The 19,645-nt window shown below is 61.3% G+C and carries 7 protein-coding genes; all 7 read left to right on the plus strand.

Annotated features, from left to right (window positions below; translation table 11 throughout):
• Positions 1–117 precede the first annotated feature (117 nt).
• Positions 118–1,779, plus strand: coding sequence for a hypothetical protein (locus tag J5J06_00290; GenBank protein MCO6435510.1), 1,662 nt, complete (start codon positions 118–120; stop codon positions 1,777–1,779).
• 58 nt (positions 1,780–1,837) lie between these two features.
• On the plus strand, positions 1,838–7,558 hold the full coding sequence (locus tag J5J06_00295; GenBank protein MCO6435511.1) for a hypothetical protein: 5,721 nt from the start codon (positions 1,838–1,840) through the stop codon (positions 7,556–7,558).
• 20 nt (positions 7,559–7,578) lie between these two features.
• Entirely contained in the window at positions 7,579–13,968 is a 6,390-nt protein-coding gene (locus J5J06_00300; GenBank protein ID MCO6435512.1) for a VCBS repeat-containing protein, read from the plus strand.
• A gap of 167 nt (positions 13,969–14,135) precedes the next feature.
• On the plus strand, positions 14,136–14,831 hold the full coding sequence (locus J5J06_00305) for a hypothetical protein (GenBank protein ID MCO6435513.1): 696 nt from the start codon (positions 14,136–14,138) through the stop codon (positions 14,829–14,831).
• A gap of 81 nt (positions 14,832–14,912) precedes the next feature.
• A complete protein-coding gene (locus tag J5J06_00310; GenBank protein ID MCO6435514.1) occupies positions 14,913–15,542 on the plus strand; it encodes a sigma-70 family RNA polymerase sigma factor in 630 nt (209 codons plus the stop codon).
• A gap of 158 nt (positions 15,543–15,700) precedes the next feature.
• Positions 15,701–18,187: a serine/threonine protein kinase gene (locus J5J06_00315; protein ID MCO6435515.1), complete on the plus strand. Its 2,487-nt coding sequence runs from the start codon at positions 15,701–15,703 to the stop codon at positions 18,185–18,187.
• 191 nt (positions 18,188–18,378) lie between these two features.
• Positions 18,379–18,840 carry a hypothetical protein gene (locus J5J06_00320; GenBank protein MCO6435516.1) on the plus strand — a complete coding sequence of 154 codons (462 nt, stop codon included), beginning with the start codon at positions 18,379–18,381 and terminating at the stop codon, positions 18,838–18,840.
• Positions 18,841–19,645: the final 805 nt, after the last annotated feature.

Consider the following 19,645-nt stretch of genomic DNA (forward strand, 5'->3'; position numbering starts at 1 on the left):
GGGTCCTCGTGGTTCGCAGAAGGCTGCTTCGCCGTCGCAAGAAAGGCCGTCAGCGGAGGCAATGTCCTGGCAGCCAAACTCGGCGGGCAAGAGCAAACGGACAAAGGGCCCGAAACCATGCGCGATATTAACGTGACCCTGTTTGCCGCGACATGCCTGTTGGGCGTGGCCCCGGCGGTCAGCAGAGCACAACTCGTCACAGAATCCGTCGACTTGGAGCCGGGATGGAATGCAGTCTGGCTAAACATTGAACCGGAGCCAAACGAAGTGGCCACGCTTCTTGCCAATCTGCCGCCGCCGCTTGATTGTCAAGCGGTCTGGTTGTTTGATCCGACGCCAATTGGGTCAACCTCGACAATCGCCAACGCGCCGGGTCGATGGTTCGTATACGACAAGAGCCTGCCGGCCGAACTGCAATCACTCCACGCAATTCACGGACACTTGGCCTACTTCATTAAGGTCAACGTGGCCGGCCAGTTACTGATCAGTGGTCACCCAGTGAGTCGCAACACGTCGTTCTCCAGCCACACCAGCAACTTGTTCGGCGTACTCACGAAGCCGACGGTGGGTTCGCTTACTTTTGAGGAGTACTTCTCGCTGCCCGGCGTCATCGGCAAGATCCGCACCGGTGCTCAGCCGAATCAACACGACCTTTTCGCCCTGGAAGATGGAGCGCTGGTGCGGCGCAGCCTCCTGGACCTGGTCGCGCCCAATCGCGCTTATTGGGTCAACGTCGTGCAGAATTTCGATTTCGGCGGCCTGGTGGACGTCACGACGGCCGGCAAGGGTCTATCCTTCGGGCGAACCACGGCGCTGACTACGCTCAACATCGGCTTACCCTCCCTGCCGACCAGTCGGACTCTATCACTCCACGCGAGTAGCTGTGTGTCGCTCGGGAGCGAGGCGTGCCCAGCCGGCTCCTCGGGCGAGGCGTGGCTTGAATACCGGGACGATTCCGGCGGCGGGCTCCCGGTCTGGCGTTCGTTGGCGGACGGCGTGGACGTCATCGTGCCACCGAAAACAGCCAAGGTGGAATTGACGCTGCGTGCGCGACGTGCGTTGGTCTCTGACAGGGGCAGGAGTGCGATGGGTGCCGTCCCCATCAACCCGCTGCCGCCCGTGGTCATCGATGTTACGGATGACCAGGGATCGCGCGCGCTGGTTTCGGCGGACGTCATTGTAGAGCCGATATTCGGCCAATGGGTGGGCCAGGCACACCTGACCAAGGTCAGCACGCACCCGGTACTGCAGAGCCTGCCGCTCGATCAGGCTGAAGCGATCCCAATGGATATGACCCTCATTCTGGAGCTGCCCGGTCCGGACGACCAGGCGGGAGGGGCCGTGCCACATTTGCTGGACTCCATAGCTCTTGAGACATTTCGCGACGGGAGAGCCCTGCAACGGCGTTTCACTTCCGCATTAATCGATCGCCCCCTCGTGTTGGTCGAGGACGAGGGGGATCCGGTTGACCCGCTCGGCGCGACCGGAACGCTGCACGGCACGCTGCATATCGCGCCGCACGATCCGTTGAACCCATATCGGCATCGCTACAACCCGGAACATCGGCTCGGCTATGACATCACGCGCGACATCACGATCGAGATTCGATCGCTGGGCGCCTCGGTTGCGGACGAGTTGGCCGGGCTAGACGGGACGTTCGGCCCACATCGGCTCGCCGGTCGGTACACCGAGGTGATCACCGGCATTACGGCCGACCCCATCACGGTCCAAGGGGAATTCAGGCTGGATCGGTTCGAGGGCCAACCTGTTTCCAATTGACGCATCGCTGAATGGGTGAAGGCGAAGAGTCAACGCTTTATTAAGATGGAACGCTCCGATGCAACATATGCTATTTGACAAAACTGAGCAGAACACTCTTCGAAGTACGGCGAGAATCCGCACGACCACAGTTCGCCGGCGCCTGGTGGCGAGGAGCGTGTTCGCGCTGATGATGTTCACCGCCTCGCGAACAACGGTTGCCGGCGAGTTGTGCGACCCACAAATCGCCGTCTGTTTTCAAAGCATCGGTGATCTTTCGGGTGGAGACTTTTTCAGCAACGCATTGGGCGTCGTTCACGTCAACGGTGTAGTGGTCGTGGTCGGGGAAAGTGCCTCTGACGCGACGCCCCCGACCTGCGGCAACTGTCGGGAAGCGGTCAAGTTCGCCAATGGGCAGCTCTTTCGCGTTGTAAACCTGACAAACGGGATCATCTCCTCCACCGCGAGGGATATCGCCCTGGTCGACGGGGCGACCGTGATTACCGGGAACGCCACGACCGATCCTCCCGGCCCCGGCGCTTTGGTGACCAACGCTTTTCGCGCGGTCCAGGTCGGGGACGAGTCGGTGGTCCCGCTCCTATTGCCAAATGCCGGCTTCAAGTCCGGAACGTCGATCTCGGACGACGGCATGGTCGTCGTCGGTCACACGACCGACGATCTCCTTTCAAACAGCACTGCGTATCGATGGACGCCTTCCGGCGGCACAACGGTGCTGCCGATCTCGGGTCTTCATCGCACCGCCTTTGGCGTGTCACCCAATGGCTTCTACTCGGTCGGTACGCTGGGAGATCAAAACGTCCCGTGGGTCTTCCCCAATCCAAACCTGGCATGCCCTGATCCGAACGTTTGTAGTGCGTTGATCGGCGGCATGGCCGACTCCGCAACGAGCGTATCTCCCATCACCGGCCGTGCGGTAACAGACACCGGCGTTGTCGTCGGCATGGCCAACCTGATCTTTCCACTGTCCGGTCAGGAGGCCTTTCGCTGGACCCCGGCGCACGACTCGGAGCCGGCGTCCGTTGTCGCGCTTGGTGACCTGCCTGGTGGATTCGTGAAGAGCGAAGCCTTGGCTGTCTCCAACGACGGAAACACCGTTGTGGGCTACAGCGCGGCTTCACTCTCGATTCCGACCAACGCCGCGTTTATCTGGAATTCAAACTTGGGCATGCTTAATCTTCGTGAACTCGCCGCCGAGGACGACCATGTCGGCGTGTTGGATGGCTGGACGTTGGTGCAAGCGAACGCTATCTCCACCGATGGCTTGGCCATCGCAGGCACCGGTCTGAACCCCTCCGGAAATACCGAAGGATGGTTCATCACGCTGCCGGACTGCAACGGCAACGGCTGGTGGGACGCCGCAGAATCACCCATCCCGTCGACGCGCACCACGAGAACAGTATTGGAGCTCGACGGAATCGTTGGCTTCGCGGAATTGGTCGCACCGCCGCCGGCACTTGAAATCACGGGTGATCTGACGATCGAGGCTTGGGTCTACCTGCGGCGCATCGGCGTCACCCAGACCGTGATCGTCCTGGGCGGGAATGTCGAAGACCCTGCGAACAATGTGCTGTACGGCGTGGAAGTGGATGCGACGGGCGACGTCGTTGTCACGCATGAGCGATCCGATCTGTCCGACGCCGTGTTTGTGGCGGATACGAATCTGCGGCCGGGCCGATGGTATCACCTGGCCGTTATGCGTACGGCGCCGCCATCACAGGATGCCGAATACGCAGTTCAGATCGACGATCGACCGGCTCTGGTGGGAGGCGTCGGTGGCGGGCCGGATGGTGGGACGTCTGGAACGCTGCGCATCGGTCGAGGAACGGGCGGAGCCGGAGATCGGCAACTCGACGGTTTTCTGGCTGACGTGCGGGTGTGGAATGTTGTTCGCAATGCGGCGCAGATTCACGGATCAATGTTCACATCTGAGCCGCTGGACCCGGACGGGCTCGTGGCTTCCTGGCCGATGGACGAGGAGGACGGCACGATACTCGTGGACACGGCGGGTTCCAGCGATCTGACGTTGGCAGGAAACGCCCAACGCGCCACGGTGGGCGCGGATTGCAACCACAATGGCGTGCCTGACGCCTGTGACCCCGACTGCAACGGAAACGGCATACCCGACGAGTGCGACGTCATTGACGGTACAAGCTGCGACAACGACCTCAACGGCCATCCGGATGAGTGCGACGCGCCGCAGGTGTTGGCCGAACTCGCCAGCGCGGATGCGGCGGCGACCCAGGTGTTTCGGGAGGAACGCGACGATCCGGTGAGCCCGACCACGTTTGGCACGATGATTCAGCACTACGGGCGCCCCTGGAAGCCGGACACGGGGCAGACGCCTGGCGGCGGCATCTGCGTGGACGGTTCGCGTGACGGTCTGACGTGTGGCCCGGGTGAACCATGCCCCGGCGGGAGCTGCCTTCCGCCACTTGGCACAGGCACGACGCGCGATCCGGCCGAGCGCCTTCGCATACTGGCACGCAACCCTTCGTGCCTGCCGACGGACGTAGCCCAGACGGTCCTGAACGAATTGTTTTCATTCGAAATGTTGCTGGGCAATGAGGCCTTCTCCGATGCGATGGATCCTACGGTCGGCGAGGGCGCTTTGGGCGAGTCGATTTCCCTGGACCAGGTACCCGGAATCTTTGCGTTCAACGGGTTGCCGGGCATCAACTCGTTGATGGCCGAGGAGCTGGCGCTGCTGCGCGGGCGTGAAATCGCCCTGCCGGCATCGCCCATGGATCCGCTTGACGACGGATTGGCAAGCAACGCCGATGGCAACTATCCGCAGTTTGGCGCGGCCAAGCGAGCCGCGGTCTATAACAGACTCCGGCCCAACACGACGGGAGCGCTCGGCTCCATCGGCTTTCGCTCCAACTATGGTTTCTCGAGTACGACAGACAACGCGGCCGCTTCGGAGGCGTACCCTCAAGGTTACGGCGACGCCTTCGGGTACTACCTTACAGCCACGACCACTTATCTGGACGCATTCGGGGCGGCCGGGGCTGAACCGGTGCCGCCCGAGTATGCAGATCTGCTGGTGGAATCGCTGGTCGTTCCTGACGGCAGCACGGATTGCAACGGCGCCGACTGCGAATCGATCCAGGATGACGACGGCGTGATTCACCACGTCGGTTTCCGGTCGGTGCGCAACATGGCTGCGGCCATGGCGGCGCGAGCGCGAACGGCTGATCGCATTGTGGAACTGACCTTTCGCCGCGACTACCGGGAGGACATCGACACACCGCTGACGGATTCAAATCCCCAGCGGGCGTGGGGCATCGCGGATTGGGCTCGTCGAGGCGCGGTCGGCGCCTACTTCGATTGGGCGGCGCTGAACCACCTTCTGCCGGCACCGCAGGCGGGCGACGGCACAGGCGTCGCCGATGTTCATCGCCAGAACGCCGAAGAGGTTCGCATCCTATGCTCGACCGTGGAGCAGATGCAGGAGCGCGTCAATTCCGCCGGTGCCGGGCTGAATCCCCTCGGCCTCGTACCGAACGTCGTTCCGTTCCGCATCATCCAGCCGGGGCAACTGCTGGACTTTCTCGAGGGTGGTGCCAGCGCCGGCAATTCACACTACGGCATCGTTCGCTCCGCGGCGCTCGACGCTATCAAGAACGCTCGCGGCATTCTGCAGCGGGCCAACCTCGCGCTCAATCGACTGCGAACCAACGAGACCTCCTTTACAGACTTCGAGGACCAGGTTCGCGAAAGCGACGTCGGCCTTAACGACCGGCTGATCGAAATCTTCGGTCTGCCATCGGTTTCCGATCAGTCGGACAACGACGGCGAGGACAACGACGCAGACGGCGTTCAGCTCACCGGGGGCCTCAACGATCCGGACGACGACCTCCTGGAGTCAGGCTGCAATGGCGACTGCCCGGGGAGTCCGGACCTGGTCAACTTCCTGCTCGACGCCCAGGCGCTGGATGATCTGGGTTGGGCGGAGCGCGGCGCAGTTGGACAAGTACAGTTGGCGATGTTCGAGCTGAGAACGGCTACATTGCGTGCGCAAATCGCTCGACAGGCGCTGGCCAACCTCGAAGCCTCGATTCAGGATCACGCGGAACACGTGGCGCTGGTTCGCCAGGAGGCGGTCGAAGAACTAGAAATTCGCGCTGACGCCTGCGACGAGCAACTCAGCGTCGTCGCGCGCCAGGAGGAACTGGCCAAGGCTCGGCAGGAGCAAGGGTTCCTTAGCCGCGTGGGTGGGTTTTTCGAGCAAGCGGCGGCTTGCGCCCTTTCGGGAGGAACCGTGGGCTGCGGATCGGCCCTAAATGGGGCGCTCGGGATCGGAGGCGAAGCCATCGGTCAGATCGCGTCGGGCAGCAGTCCGGTCGACGACATAAGCGAACAGTTCGACCTTCAAAAGGAGGAACTGCGCGTCAACTGCTGGCAGACTGCCTCGCTCACGAAGATATCCAACGACCAGACCATCCGGTCCCTGGAGATCGCCCTGGAGGACCTTGTGCGGCGAACTCCACAGGCGATTCTGGAGCTCGCCGTCGCGGAGAATCAGGCCCGCCAGGCATTTGCCGTCGTGCGCAAGGACTTCCAGGAGGGCAAGCGGCTACTCGACGAGCGAGACCGCGTTCGTCGCGTCCAGAGGGACAAGCTGCAGGACTTTCGCTTCCGCGATCTGGCCTATCGCACGTTCCGCAATCACGCCCTCGAGCAGTACGGCGCCTTCTTTGATCTGGCTGACCGCTACGTCATGCTGGCGGCACGCGCGTTTGCGTATGAGTACAACGAGCGCGACGCGGTCGACACCGAGATGCGCGCGTTGTATGGCGAGCAGCTTCTGGGGACCGAATCGGCAGTCGACCGGGGTCTCGAAAGCGTCATCGCCAGATTGGACGAGCGGCGTCAGGAAAGCGACTTCGCGTCGCGGCTTCAGAAACTATCGCTGTTCGACCAGGGCGGCGACGAATTCAGCTTGCGAAAGAACCTTCTCGGCCTGGCGATCGACCCGGCGCACGACACCGCGCAACAGCAATTGGAGAAGAACAAGGCGTTCCGCGCCGTGCTCGAATCGAGCATCGTGCAGGATTTGCTTGAGGTTCCAGCTTTCGCACAGCTGGCCAGCATCGACAGCGATCGCGACGGCGGCCCGGCAATCGTACTGACTTTCCCTACGGAAGTGGCCGGTCGAACCCTGTTCGGCAGGCGGCGCGGGACACAGTTTGGGGCGCCGGCCAACTTCGACACCTGTTCGAATCCAAAGCTATTCGAGTTCGCGATCCTTCTGGAAGGGGTGGACAATCCAAGTGCTTTGGGTGTGGACGGACCACTGATCTTCGCACACTTCCTACCCGTGGGGTCGAGCATGTTGCGTACGCCGACGACAGGCGACTGTGCGTTGCGGCCGGTGCGGACCTGGGCGGTCGTGGATCAGAAGATCCCCGGCGTGCTTTCGGCCTACCGCAGCGCGGGCGAGAGCATCCTGGACGTGTTTGATTTGCCGCGGCTTGCGACGTCCGCGGATCTCTACGAGATCAATCGATTCCCAGTTTCGCAGGCCCAAGTTCGCCAGACCGAGAACCCGGTTTTTCAGGATGACCTTGCGGGGTGGTCGGTGTGGAACACGCAGTGGATGCTCGCCATCCCCGGGAGACAGTTCGCGGACCACGGCGACAACGCCGATGTCGTGCGGCAAAAGCTGCTGATATTGATTTATGACGCGGATGCGAATGGAAATCCCAGAAGCCCGGATGCCAACTTGGGCATCGACGATATCAAGATCCGCATCAAGGCCTACGGCAAACCGTCTTGAGACGACCACGGAGTGATCCCATGAAACGGCGCACAGTATTAGGAATCATCTTCCTGTTCTTGGTTCCAATCGCCGAAGCGTCGGACAAGAACGGCGTATCGCCGCAGGCTATATCGCTTCCGTCCGGACCGGGGTCGATTCAGGGCTTGGGGGAGTCTTTTCAGCCGCAGCTTAACAGCGGAAGCGGATCGTACTCCGTAGTCCTTCAACTTCCGAAAGGACCAGCCGGCTTTGGACCGTCGCTGTCGCTCCAGTATCACACCGGCAACGGGAACGGCGTGTTCGGCCTCGGCTGGCGGCTCTCAGGCGTGACCACGATCTGCCGGAATATCGACCACGGTCTGCCGCTTTACGTCGAAGCGCCGAATGGCGTGGACGATGATTTCGACGGTGTCGTCGACAACCCGGGAGAGATCGATCGCTACAGCGGCGTGGACCTCGAGGAGCTGGTGCCGCTTGCCGACGGCACCTTCCGCAGCGAAAGCGAGTCGCGGTTTCTTCGGTACGAACGGACACCGTCGGGTTGGCTGACCCGCGAAAAGAAGGGCATCGCACACGAATTCGGCGCCACGCCGTCGGCACGCATCGAGGACAACAGCCGGGTGTTCGCATGGCTACTTGACCGGACTACTGATCTGCACGGCAATGCCGTCGAGTACCGATACGTTTCCGATGTCGATTCGCCCGGGCAGAAGTACTGCAAGGAGATTCGTTGGCCAGCGGCGCCTTCGTTCTATGCTGTGGTGATAAGCTACGATCACGGCCGGCCCGACGTCTACTCCGATTTTCGCAGCGGCTTCGAGGTCCGCACGGCGCAAAGAGTGTCCCGAATCGACGTGATCGCCCAAGGCGTCCCCGTGCCGCCCGGGGCATTGACGGGCGACTTTAACGATGACGGCGTGTCGGACTTTCTGATCCGGCGCTACGTTCTCGAGTATGCTCCCGACACATTGCAATCGCTGCTTTCCCGAATCATATTGATCGGTGCGGACGGCGTAACGGCCCTGCCACCGATCACGTTCGACTATACGGGGTGGCAGCCGCTTGACGACGTCGCCGCCACGATCACTCAAAGCTCGGGAGATCCCCCGGCCGCCCTGGACTCAGACAACGTCGAGCTTATCGATATGAACCAGGACGGCCTGCCCGATCTGCTGCAGGCTACCACCTCGTCTCATCAAGTGCACGTCAACCTGGGCATGGATGTGTCGGGCAAGCTGGCTTGGGATGCCGTCGGGGTCACCATCCAGGGTGCCCCAAGTCTTAACCTTGGATCGACCACCGTTCACTTGGCCGACCACTCCGCAGACGGCGAGGCCGATCTCATCCACAAGGTCAACGACACGACGTTCCAGTGCTTTCTGAACAGCGGTCACCTGAGCTGGTCGGGTGAACTCATCCTTGGCAACACGGACAGCTGGCCGAAGTGGCCGTTTGAGAATGCCGATAGTCGGACGCTCGACGCCGACCACAATCGCATGAACGACATTCTGTTTACGTCAGACAACAGCTATCGCCTGTGGATGCTCATGTCCGGCGGTCGTTATGGACGGGAAATCTCGATCCCGGTGCTTTCGGACGGGACGGGAGCGTTTGGCTTCCACGATCCCGGTGCGCGAGTCGCCGATGTCAACGGCGACCGCATATCCGATCTCGCGTGGATTCAAAGCACGCGGGTCGTCTACTGGGCAAGTTGCGGTCGCGGCAATTTCGACGGCCCGATTATGCTTCCGTTGTCAGGAACGCTCAGTGCGCAGGATATCACGCATTCCGACTTCGCCGACGTGAACGGCGACGCGCTGGCCGACCTGATCGTGGTACGCCCGGCGGCGTCGCCCAACGGCATCCAATATTACCTGAACCGCGGGCAATCGGGTTTCGATACGGTGCGGACGATTCTGGGGCTTCCGGCGGTTCAAACGGGCGACACCGTTCGCTTCGCCGACATGAACGGCAACGGTTCCGTTGACTTCCTCATTTCCAACAGCAATCGACCGACGGGTACGCGCGAGCAATTTCTCGACTTCGTGCCAGGCATCCGGCCGCACCTGCTTCGGCGGGTCGACAACGGCCTGGGGCTCGTGACGACGATGGAGTACGAGACGTCCGTAACGCAGATGATACGGGCGCGAGATCAGGGCACGCCCTGGACGTCGAGCATGCCAATGTCGATCCCTTTGGTGGCGCGCATTACCGAGGACGATGGGCGGGGCGACCTGACTGTGCGCGAGTTCGACTATGCCAACCCCTTCTACGATCCAAAGAGGCAGGAGTTTCGCGGCTTTTCCAATGTTGTGGCACATGATCTCGGTGACAATTCAATACCGACACGGACTACGAAGTATGAATTCGACACAGGAGCCGGAGCCGAGTGCCGCAAAGGGATGATTTTGAGCCGCGACGTCAGCGACGCCACTGGGACGCACTTCGAGCGTATAGAGAACACGCTGCAGGATCGCGTCGTGGGCACATCGGCCGACGGGCAAGAGGTTTGCTTCGCCTTCAACGCCACGAGCGACCTGCAGGTTTACGAGCAAACCGCAAACCCGGTAATCGTCCGTACGGAAATCCAGGTGGACGATTTCGGAAACGCGCTCGTGGTAGACCAACGCGGCGTGGCCGACACTGAAGGCGATGAAACACACGTCGAAAACACGTTCGCCTACCACCCGGACATCTGGCTGATGGACCGAAGGTCGCACGCGACGACGCGCAATCGCAATGGGGAGAAGGTCGCCGAATCCCTGTTTGAGTACGACGAGTTCGGCGACCTCATCGAGCGGCAGGACTGGCTCGATACTGGCGATCGCTACATCTCCGCCGTCCGCAGGGAATACGACGACTTCGGTAACGTCATTACGATGATCGACGCCAACGATCATAGTCGCTCGATCGCCTACGATGACGTGCTGCACGTCTACCCACTGTCGGAAGCGGTGCATCTGCAATCCTACGATTTGATTACGACCGCGGCTTACGACATGGGGCAAGGGAAGGTGACCGCGATGGTGGATTTCGCGGGCGCGACGACCTCGTTGGAATACGATGCGCTGGGCCGACCGGTTGCCATACGCCGGCCGGGCGGTGCAGAGACAAGATACGCCTACAAGCTGGGCTCGCCCATCAGTCGGATCATCACCTCTGTGCGAGAGCAACTCGGGGGTGGTACGTTTGACACCTATACCTACACCGACGGTCTGGGCCGCGGCCTTGGATCGAAAATCGAAGCCGAGGACGGTCAATGGCGATTCGTCGATGCCGTCACGTTTAATAGTCGCAAGCTCCCTCGCCAACAATGGCTCCCCTATTTCACGTCGGGACCTGACTATGAGGCTCCCGACCCAACGATGCCGAAGGACACGATGGCGTACGACGCCCAGGGTCGTCGCGTGCAGACTATTCACCCGGATGGAACGGAAACACGCACCGACTACGGCCCCCTCACGCGAACGGAGCATGACGAGAACGACATGGCTACGACCGACACGCCGCTGGTGGTCCGCATCGACGGGCTCGGCCGGGTCGTCGAGGTTACAGAGGCGAGAAACTCCGCCCAAGAAGGCCATACACACTACACGTGGAATACGCTGGGCAGTCTCACTGACATCGTCGACGCGCACGGCAACAGAAAGTCGATGACCTACGATTCGCTCCGGCGCAACGCGTCGCTGCACGATCCGGACAGGGGCAGCCTGACGTACGAATACGACGACGTCGGCAACCTTCTGCTGACGACCGATGCAAGCGCGCGGCAGGTCGCCTATACCTATGACTATGCCAATCGGCTCGTCACCGAGAACTACCTCGACCAGGGCGGTGGTCAGGATGACACCGTGGACGTTCGCTACGTGTACGATATCCCGGCGGAGGACGTGGACTTCGGCGACGGACAATCGGCCACAGCGACGTTTACGGGCGGACGGCTCTCTTCGGTCGAGGATCTCTCCGGACAAGAGTATCGTTCGTACGATGCCCGCGGCAATCCGGTTTGGGTGGTCAAGCGCATCCTGGATCCGCTGCTCGGCGTTGCGACATCATTTCGGACGGGTTTCGCCTACGACACGATGGATCGCATTACGAGCGTCGACTACCCGGACGGCGATCGATGCGGGTACACGTACAATGAGGCGTCCTTCCTCGAGACCGCCGGCGGCGGCGCGGGCGGGCAGATCATCGTCGCGAGCGCGAGCTATGATCCGACCGGTCGGCCGACGGAATTCACATTTGGCAACGGGGTGGTCACCACAAGTTCCTACGACGACCGCGATCGCTTGTCCGCGTTGCAGACCGTCTCGCCCGAGGGCGGCGACCTCATCCATTACGGCTACACCTACGATCCTGCTTCCAACATCACACGCATTGACGACCTACGTCCGCAGTCGGGCTCGCAGGCAGTCCCAGTGAATTCGCCGCGACGGAATACTCAATCTTTCCAATATGATGACCTGTATCAACTCACCCAGGTGAAGTATGCACCCGCGGATGGCGTCACGCCCGACCTGGGCCAACTCGATTACTCATATGATCGAATCGGGAATATGCTCAGGCAGTCCACCCCGGCAGAGGGCGAGGTCGGGCATCTGACCGATGCCGCGATGGATCTCGGGCTCTTGACCATTGGCGGCACAGCCGGAACCGAGAACCGTGTCGGCCGACTGCCCGGCGATCCCCCGGGGCCGCACGCGCTGTCCGCCGCGCAGCATGCCGGCACGTCGGAATACGACGACAACGGCAATACCACAGAGACTGATGGCGCGACCTTGTACTGGGATTTCAAGAATCGGCTCGTGCGTTACCGCCGTCCGGGCGCGGAAGCGAAATATGTCTATGACTACTCGGATCGCCGCACAGTGAAACTCGTCACGGCGCGTGAACGGGTGGAACGGACATTCTACGTCAACCCGAACTTCGAAGATCGTCCCGGTAACGCGCCGACGAAATATGTCTTTGATGCCGATCGGCGGCTGGCCAAAGTCACCGGCACACTTGACCCCGGACGCATGCGCGTGCAGCGCATTCGGCTCGTCGCGGGATGGAATCTTCTGACCATCGCGGTGCAGACCTCGCAGATCATTGGCGAGTTGTTCGGTCAGGACGCTCAGGTCTACGAATGGACCGGGACGGACTATCGGCCGGTGGCGACGGATTCGCCCGTCCCGATCGGAGTAGCGCTTTGGGTCGATGCGGCTACCGCTCGCGTGGTCGCTGTCCGAGGCGCATATCTTCCGCCGATGGATCCGCTCGTCATTCCCGCCGGACAAATGCTGGTCGCGTGGCCTCGGCTGCAGCCCTTCGTACCGGAGCGGCACGTGTCCACGCCCGACGCGCAGATTCAGGCCCTTGACCCGCAGCAATTGCACTGGCTGCTTCGCGAAAAGTCTTTGCCAGCCGGCGTGGCAGAAAACCCAGATTTCCTTGCGTCCGCCGGGGCGATGTGGCTTACGGCTCCGTCTCAGCGCATTATCCTTCCAGAGAGCGCGGACGCCCGCACTGTCGTGTTTTATCACGGCGATCACCTGGGCTCGGCAAGCGTAGTCACTGATCACCAGGGCGCATTGGTAAAGGAGATTGCATTCTACCCTTTCGGCGGTCTGCGGAACATGTTTGAACCAGGCGCGCCGGCTCACGAGCCGTATGGATTCGCGCAAAAGGAGCAGGATGAAGAGTCGAGACTCCAGTACTTTGAAGCGAGATGCCTGGCCGGCGCTGTGGGACGATTCATTTCGCCGGACCCGAAGTATGGAAGCCCTGGTATGCTCTTGCCTGACGAACTCCAGGGTTACCTCTCCCAGCCCCGGAAAGCCAACCTTTACGCTTACGTGCAGAACAACCCGCTGAATCGAACCGACCCCACCGGTCAGGACGACGACAGCATCTGTTCGCTTATCGACACCGCCGCGGAAGTCTCGGACAAGACCAGTTCCGCTCTCGACTTCCTCGAATACAGTCGCGCAACCAATTTGGCCGAATCGGCCAACATCACAGTGGATGCGGCGCGCGACCTCACTGCGTTCAAAGTCTCGCCGGTCGTTGGCAAGATTGCCACCGGCCTCGGCATTGCCTCCAACGCGGTGGAGGCCTACGAGTTCATCAAGGATCCCACGGTGGAAAAGGGCGCACATCTGGGTGGGACCACCGCTATCACGATCGGGGGCTTCATCAGCGGCCCGGGCGCGGCGATTGCCGCGACGGCCCAAGCTACGTACGACAGTTCGCCCACGATCCACCAAGCGGCCAATGCGGCGGGCGACTGGGCGGCAAGTCTTCCTGGCGGCACCAAGGTCAGCGGCGGGATCGTAGCCTCGGAAGTGTCGGTGGGTTTGACTCTGGTCAAGGTCGGCGCGATGGCCGGGGCAGGCGCGCAAGGGGCTGAGGGCTTTGATCGATTTCTCTCGTGGGTGCTCGATTGATCGGAACGCTGGACCTTGAATTGGTGAGCCGCGAAGACAAGGTCGATTGAAGCAGAGAGGTCGTTGAACGGTCCATTGCAAACGAATGAACCTGGGCTGCTGAAGCCCATGAAATATGTTGGCGTGGAAGTGGCAAGAGCAGGATTCTCTGGCGGGAGGGTTATCCCATGTTGCGAACGATGGGTGCAGTCGTCACAGGTGTCGTCGTGTGTTGTTCGAGTGCGGCAAGCGCGGGTATTCCCGAACCCGATGCAATTCTTTACGGTACGGCGCTTGTGAACGGCGCTCCCGTGGCCCAGCAAAACGACGTTGTAATCGTCGCCCGTCTTGATTCGGGCCAGGAGATCGGCCGCTACAACTTCGCGGACTGTAATGCCGACGGCGTGCGCGATGCGTGCGAACGGAGTTGCCAAGCCCCCGGGTGTCTCGGAATTCCCGGTTGCGGAACGGCCACCGACATAAATCCGGTCGACGGGCTTCTCGATGACTGCCCTGGCAACCTATATGCCCTGAAGATCCGTTGCGAGTCGACGCCCGACGGTGTAACACCGAGCGGCCAAGCCGCGATACTTGACCCGACCCATCCGACGTCGGTACACATTCTGCTGCAAACAAATGGCGAACCGGAAAAGTTCGCCAGGGACCTCCAGATTACCGACCGCGGCATCATAAGGCAGGTCACGCTAAGTGAATTGAACCTGGCCATGTTCGGCAGTTTCGCTTCGTGCATTGGCGGTCCGTCAGGCCCCGTGCCCGGTGGCACGTGCAGCGACTTGCTGTTCGCTACGGCGGATTACGACGGGGACGGCGACGTGGACCTTCGTGACTACGCCGTCGTTCAGATTCACTTTGTCGCGCAGTAATCATGACAACGAACAGGATATGCCGAGCGTGCGTCGCCCGGAACGGTGCCGCCAAGTATAATCAAGCGCACGATACATGGTATGACCCGCTCCGCTTCTGAATTCGACGAATCCGCGCCATCGCCCGACGAGGGTGCCGCGGAGGTCACGCGCCTCATGGGCGAGGCCGCTGCCGGCAGCGCGCAGGCGGCCCGTGAACTCCTGCCGCTGGTCTATCGATCCTTGCACAAACTTGCGGCGCGACGAATGCGCGGCGAGCGACGCGGTCACACGCTTCAAGCCACTGCACTTGTTCACGAAGCGTACATGCGACTGGTGGACGGGCGAAACCTCGGATGGGACAGTCGGGCACATTTCTATGCGGCCGCAGCGGAGGCGATGCGCCGCATTCTGATCGAGCACGCCCGCCGCCTCGGGGCCAAAAAACGCGGTGCCGGGGCCATACGAGCCATTGCCAGCGTCGCGGATCTGGCACACGAAGAAACCGTCCAGGACGCGCTCGAAATCGATGCGGCGATCGAGGCGCTTCGCATGGAAGACCCGCGGGCGGCAAGCGTGGTACAATTGCGCTTTTATACGGGCCTGTCGATCGACGAGACGGCTGCTGCACTGGGCATTGCGCCAAGTACCGTAGATCGGGAGTGGCGCTACGCCCGCTCGTGGCTTTTGCGATGGGTGCAGCGGGAGAGAGAGTCGGAACGGAAACCGTGAACTCCGCCAATCGGGAACGTGTCAAGGAATTGCTTTCTCGAAGCGCTCGACTTCCCGCCGTGGAGCGTGAAGCGTTCATCAGGCAGGCATGCGGTTCGGACCATCAAACCGCCGACGAAGCGATAGATCTTCTTGGCACATTGGACGATTCTCGGTTCATGAGCGCGCCCACCGGCGTCGGCCTGGGTGCCGCTCGCCCCAGAGCTCTGCCGCCCGGTGAAATTCCGGGCACGCGCATCGATCGCTATCGACTGCTGCAGTTGATCGGCGAAGGGGGCTTCGGCTCCGTATATATGGCCGAACAGTGCGAGCCGGTACAGCGGCGCGTGGCCCTGAAGATCATCAAGGCAGGAATGGACACCAAGCAGGTGATCGCCAGGTTTGAGCTCGAGCGGCAGGCGCTGGCGATGATGGATCATCCCAACATCGCGCGGGTGCTGGACGCCGGCGCCACAAAGACGGGTCGCCCCTACTTCGTGATGGAACTGGTTCGCGGTGAGCCCGTGACGGGCTACTGCGACCAGAGACGATTGGCGGTCAGTGAACGTCTTGAGCTGTTCCGGGATGTCTGCCACGCCGTGCAGCACGCGCATCAGAAAGGGATCATCCATCGAGACCTCAAGCCGACCAATGTCCTGGTCACCGTTGCCGACGGCCGGCCCGTACCAAAAGTAATCGACTTTGGAATTGCCAAGGCGACCGGCGCCCGTCTCACCGACAAGACCCTCTTTACCGAAATGCATCAGCTCATCGGAACGCCGGAGTACATGAGTCCGGAGCAGGCCGAGGTAGCCGGCATCGACGTCGACACGCGAAGTGACGTCTACTCACTTGGCGTGTTGCTGTATGAACTACTCGCGGGGAGTACACCTCTCCAGCGCGAACGACTGCGGTCCACACCCCTGGCGGAGATCCAGCGGCTCATCCGCGAAGAGGAGCCGCTCAAGCCCAGCTTGCGTTTCGCGGCCATCGCCGCTTCGTCCGCGGGCACAAACCGCTCGTGCTCCAGGGCCCTCGAGATCGCGCAGCAACGCCAATCAGAGCCGGCAAATCTCACACGCACGATTCGGGGTGACCTCGACTGGATCGTCCTGAAGTGCCTGGAGAAGGAGCGCTCGCGCCGCTACGGGACGGCCAACGCCCTGGCGGAGGATATTGGGCGATTTCTCGCGGACGAACCGGTGTTGGCGATACCGCCTCGTCGAAGCTACCGGCTACGAAAATTCGCTCGCCGCCACCGTGCAGGCCTGATCGGCGCCACTGCGGTTGGGCTAAGCCTCATGCTTGGAACGATCGGGGTGGCCATCGGTTTTGTCCGAGCGCGTGAGGCGGAGAGACTGGCGCTGACACGCTCCGAGGAGTCGTCGCGCTCTGCAGCAAAGGCTGCAGCCGTCAACAGCTTTCTCCAGGAAATGCTCGCGTCTGTCGATCCCGCGAAAGCGCAGGGAAGCGAGGTCACCATTCGACAGGCGCTCGACGAAGCCGCCGCGACCGTCGACGCCGGGAAACTCAGGGGTCAACCGAGTGTCGAGGCCGATCTGCGTTCCACCATTGGCACGACTTACTTTGCGATTGGCCACTATCTCGAAGCGGAGCACCAGCTGCGAGCCGCGTTGGCGCTCCACCAAGGATCGTCAAACGAAGACGCGGCCGATAGAGTGGCCGAGGACATGGGCAATCTTGCCGGCGTGGTTGGCGCAGAGGGAAATTATGCGGAGCAGGAATCATTGATGCGCCAGAGCCTTGAGATTCTACGGCGCCTTCATCCAGGCGACGACGTGAACGTGGCCGGCGCCGAACAGGGCCTTGCCGCTTCGCTGCGCGTGCAAGGAAAGCTTAACGAGGCGGAGCGGCATTATCGTGCGGCGCTGGAAATGCGTCGTCGTCTGTACGGCGCGGAGAACATCGAGATCGCACAGAGCCTGAACAGTTTGGCACTCTTGATGCAGAACAAGGGCAATCTCGCCGAGGCCGAGGCGCTTTTCCGTGACGCACTGGCCATGAGACGCAGGCTCCTTGGACCAATGCACCCGATAGTGGCTGATGCACTTAACAATCTGGCGAATCTCGTTCACCTGCGCGGAGACCTAACTGAACCGGAATCCTTGCTTCGCGAAGCACTCGATATACGCCGGACTGTCCTTGGCCCAGATCATCCCGCCGTGGCACAGAACATCAACAATATCGCCTCGCTGATGATCGATCAGAAGAAGTTCGCGAGTGCCGAAGGGCTCTACCGGGAGGCACTGGGCATCTGGCAGCCAATCTTGCCCGCCGATCATCTTGACCTCGCGGCCGCAAAGGACGGTCTTGGTTGTGCACTCTTGAATCAGGGGAGCCTCGCCGAGGCGGAATCTGTGCTTCGCGAGAGCCTGACCATCCGCGAATCCCGACAGCCCTCCACCGACATCCAGCGACTCACGACCGCGAGCATGTTGGGTGAGGCGTGTGCTCGAGAGGGGAAGTTCAAAGAAGCCGAGTCCATCCTGATGCAAACCTATTCAAGAATCGAAACAAACAGGAATAGCATTGCGCGACGGGAGACGATTGGGCGTCTGGTGGGGCTGTACGAGCAGTGGGACCGGCCAGCCGAAGCTGCCAAATGGCGAACCGAGCTCGAGCGCGCTTCGCAGGACGGTGGATAGACGGGATGCGCCAAGCCAGCGATTCTGCCATGTGCGCGACTTCCGGCAGACGAGGAGTACTCACACTGTAGCTCCTGAAAATGTCCTCCCCGCTGCCCGCCAATACATTCTGCGCTTTTGTGCTCGAGTTCTCGCCACTTGGGCTGAGCACGGTCCTCCCGCTTCCACGAACGGTACCGCGACTACGACAATTGCAATATGCGCAGAACGGCGCGCAACGACTGGACGGAACGCGAGCGCTCGATGGCTCGAAGCAGCGAGACCTTTACAGCTGCATCGGGGAGCCGAGTGTAGGCGAGCGAGGCACCGCAGACTCTCACAAAGACGACTACGAGCCTGAGAACGGCAACAAGCCGATCGACGCGCTGCCGAAGAGCGAGCACCTCACGCTGCAGGTCACGAAAGTCTGCATCAATGACGTCCAGAGTGATGACCTTGGCGGGAGCCGCGGTGAGCCAGCCGCGTGCTGTCGAGCATGGAATACCTCGTCGCGTCGCGTGTCCAATGACTCCGGTCGATCGGACCAGATCGCGGAGGCGATGATCGTGCCTGCGAAGAGCTCGAGTCGTGGAAGCCATGACTCCATCAACTGGGCCGCCGCAAAGGTGGCGAGTCGCAACACAATCTATATGCCGCGGCCCCTGATGAAGTGAGGCCTTTGATGCCTGAAACCACTGGTGATGATGGCGAAAACTCGCGCAAACAAGTGCACAATGTCGTGAGCGATAGCATGGCTGCGAGGCAGAGGAGGCCAAGCTCCGAACTGCCACACGCTTGACCAATCTCATATCGATCTACTGTTTCGTGAGCTGGCGGATCTTCTGGTTTTGCATGATCAACCGTACCGACCAAGACGCGCCTGCCGGGCTCGTGCTCACCAAGACCGAGCAACGCCTACTCGATCATATCGATCCGAAACCACCCGGCTCCATTAAGCCCACCGCGTCGCGTTATTTGCTCGCCGTCGCGAGACTCGGCGGATACATGTCGCGAGCGCTCGGCCGGCCACCTAGAAACATGGTTCTATGGCCTGGTCTCAACCGCCTCACTAACGCCCACCTCGGATATTGCATCGCCAACGGAATTGTGGGTAATTGGTTCGGCCGAACGCTTACGAAGTTTCTCGGGAGGCCGCGCATACCACAACCATGGTATCACAAGATAAAGAAAGTTCGTCCGAGGCGATCTCATTGTCAGGATCCCTCAAAACGAACAGAGTGACGACAGTCGCTGAATGGCCTCATCCCCCGGTGAAGGCGACTGCAAAGAGGGCAAAGTCGGCTAGGTCCACCGTGCCGTCTCCGGCCAGGTCGAAACAGCGGCATTGCAAACTAACCCGGATATTTCATGAGTTGACGTTGATTCGCGCATAAGGAAGGCCTTCGAACCTGGTATGATAGGGTTTGCTCCAACGCAATCATGCCGAGGCACGGAGGCCGTTCGTGACAGAGTGTAACC

This window comes from Phycisphaerae bacterium, assembly GCA_024102815.1.
GTDB lineage: Bacteria > Planctomycetota > Phycisphaerae > UBA1845 > UBA1845 > JAGFJJ01.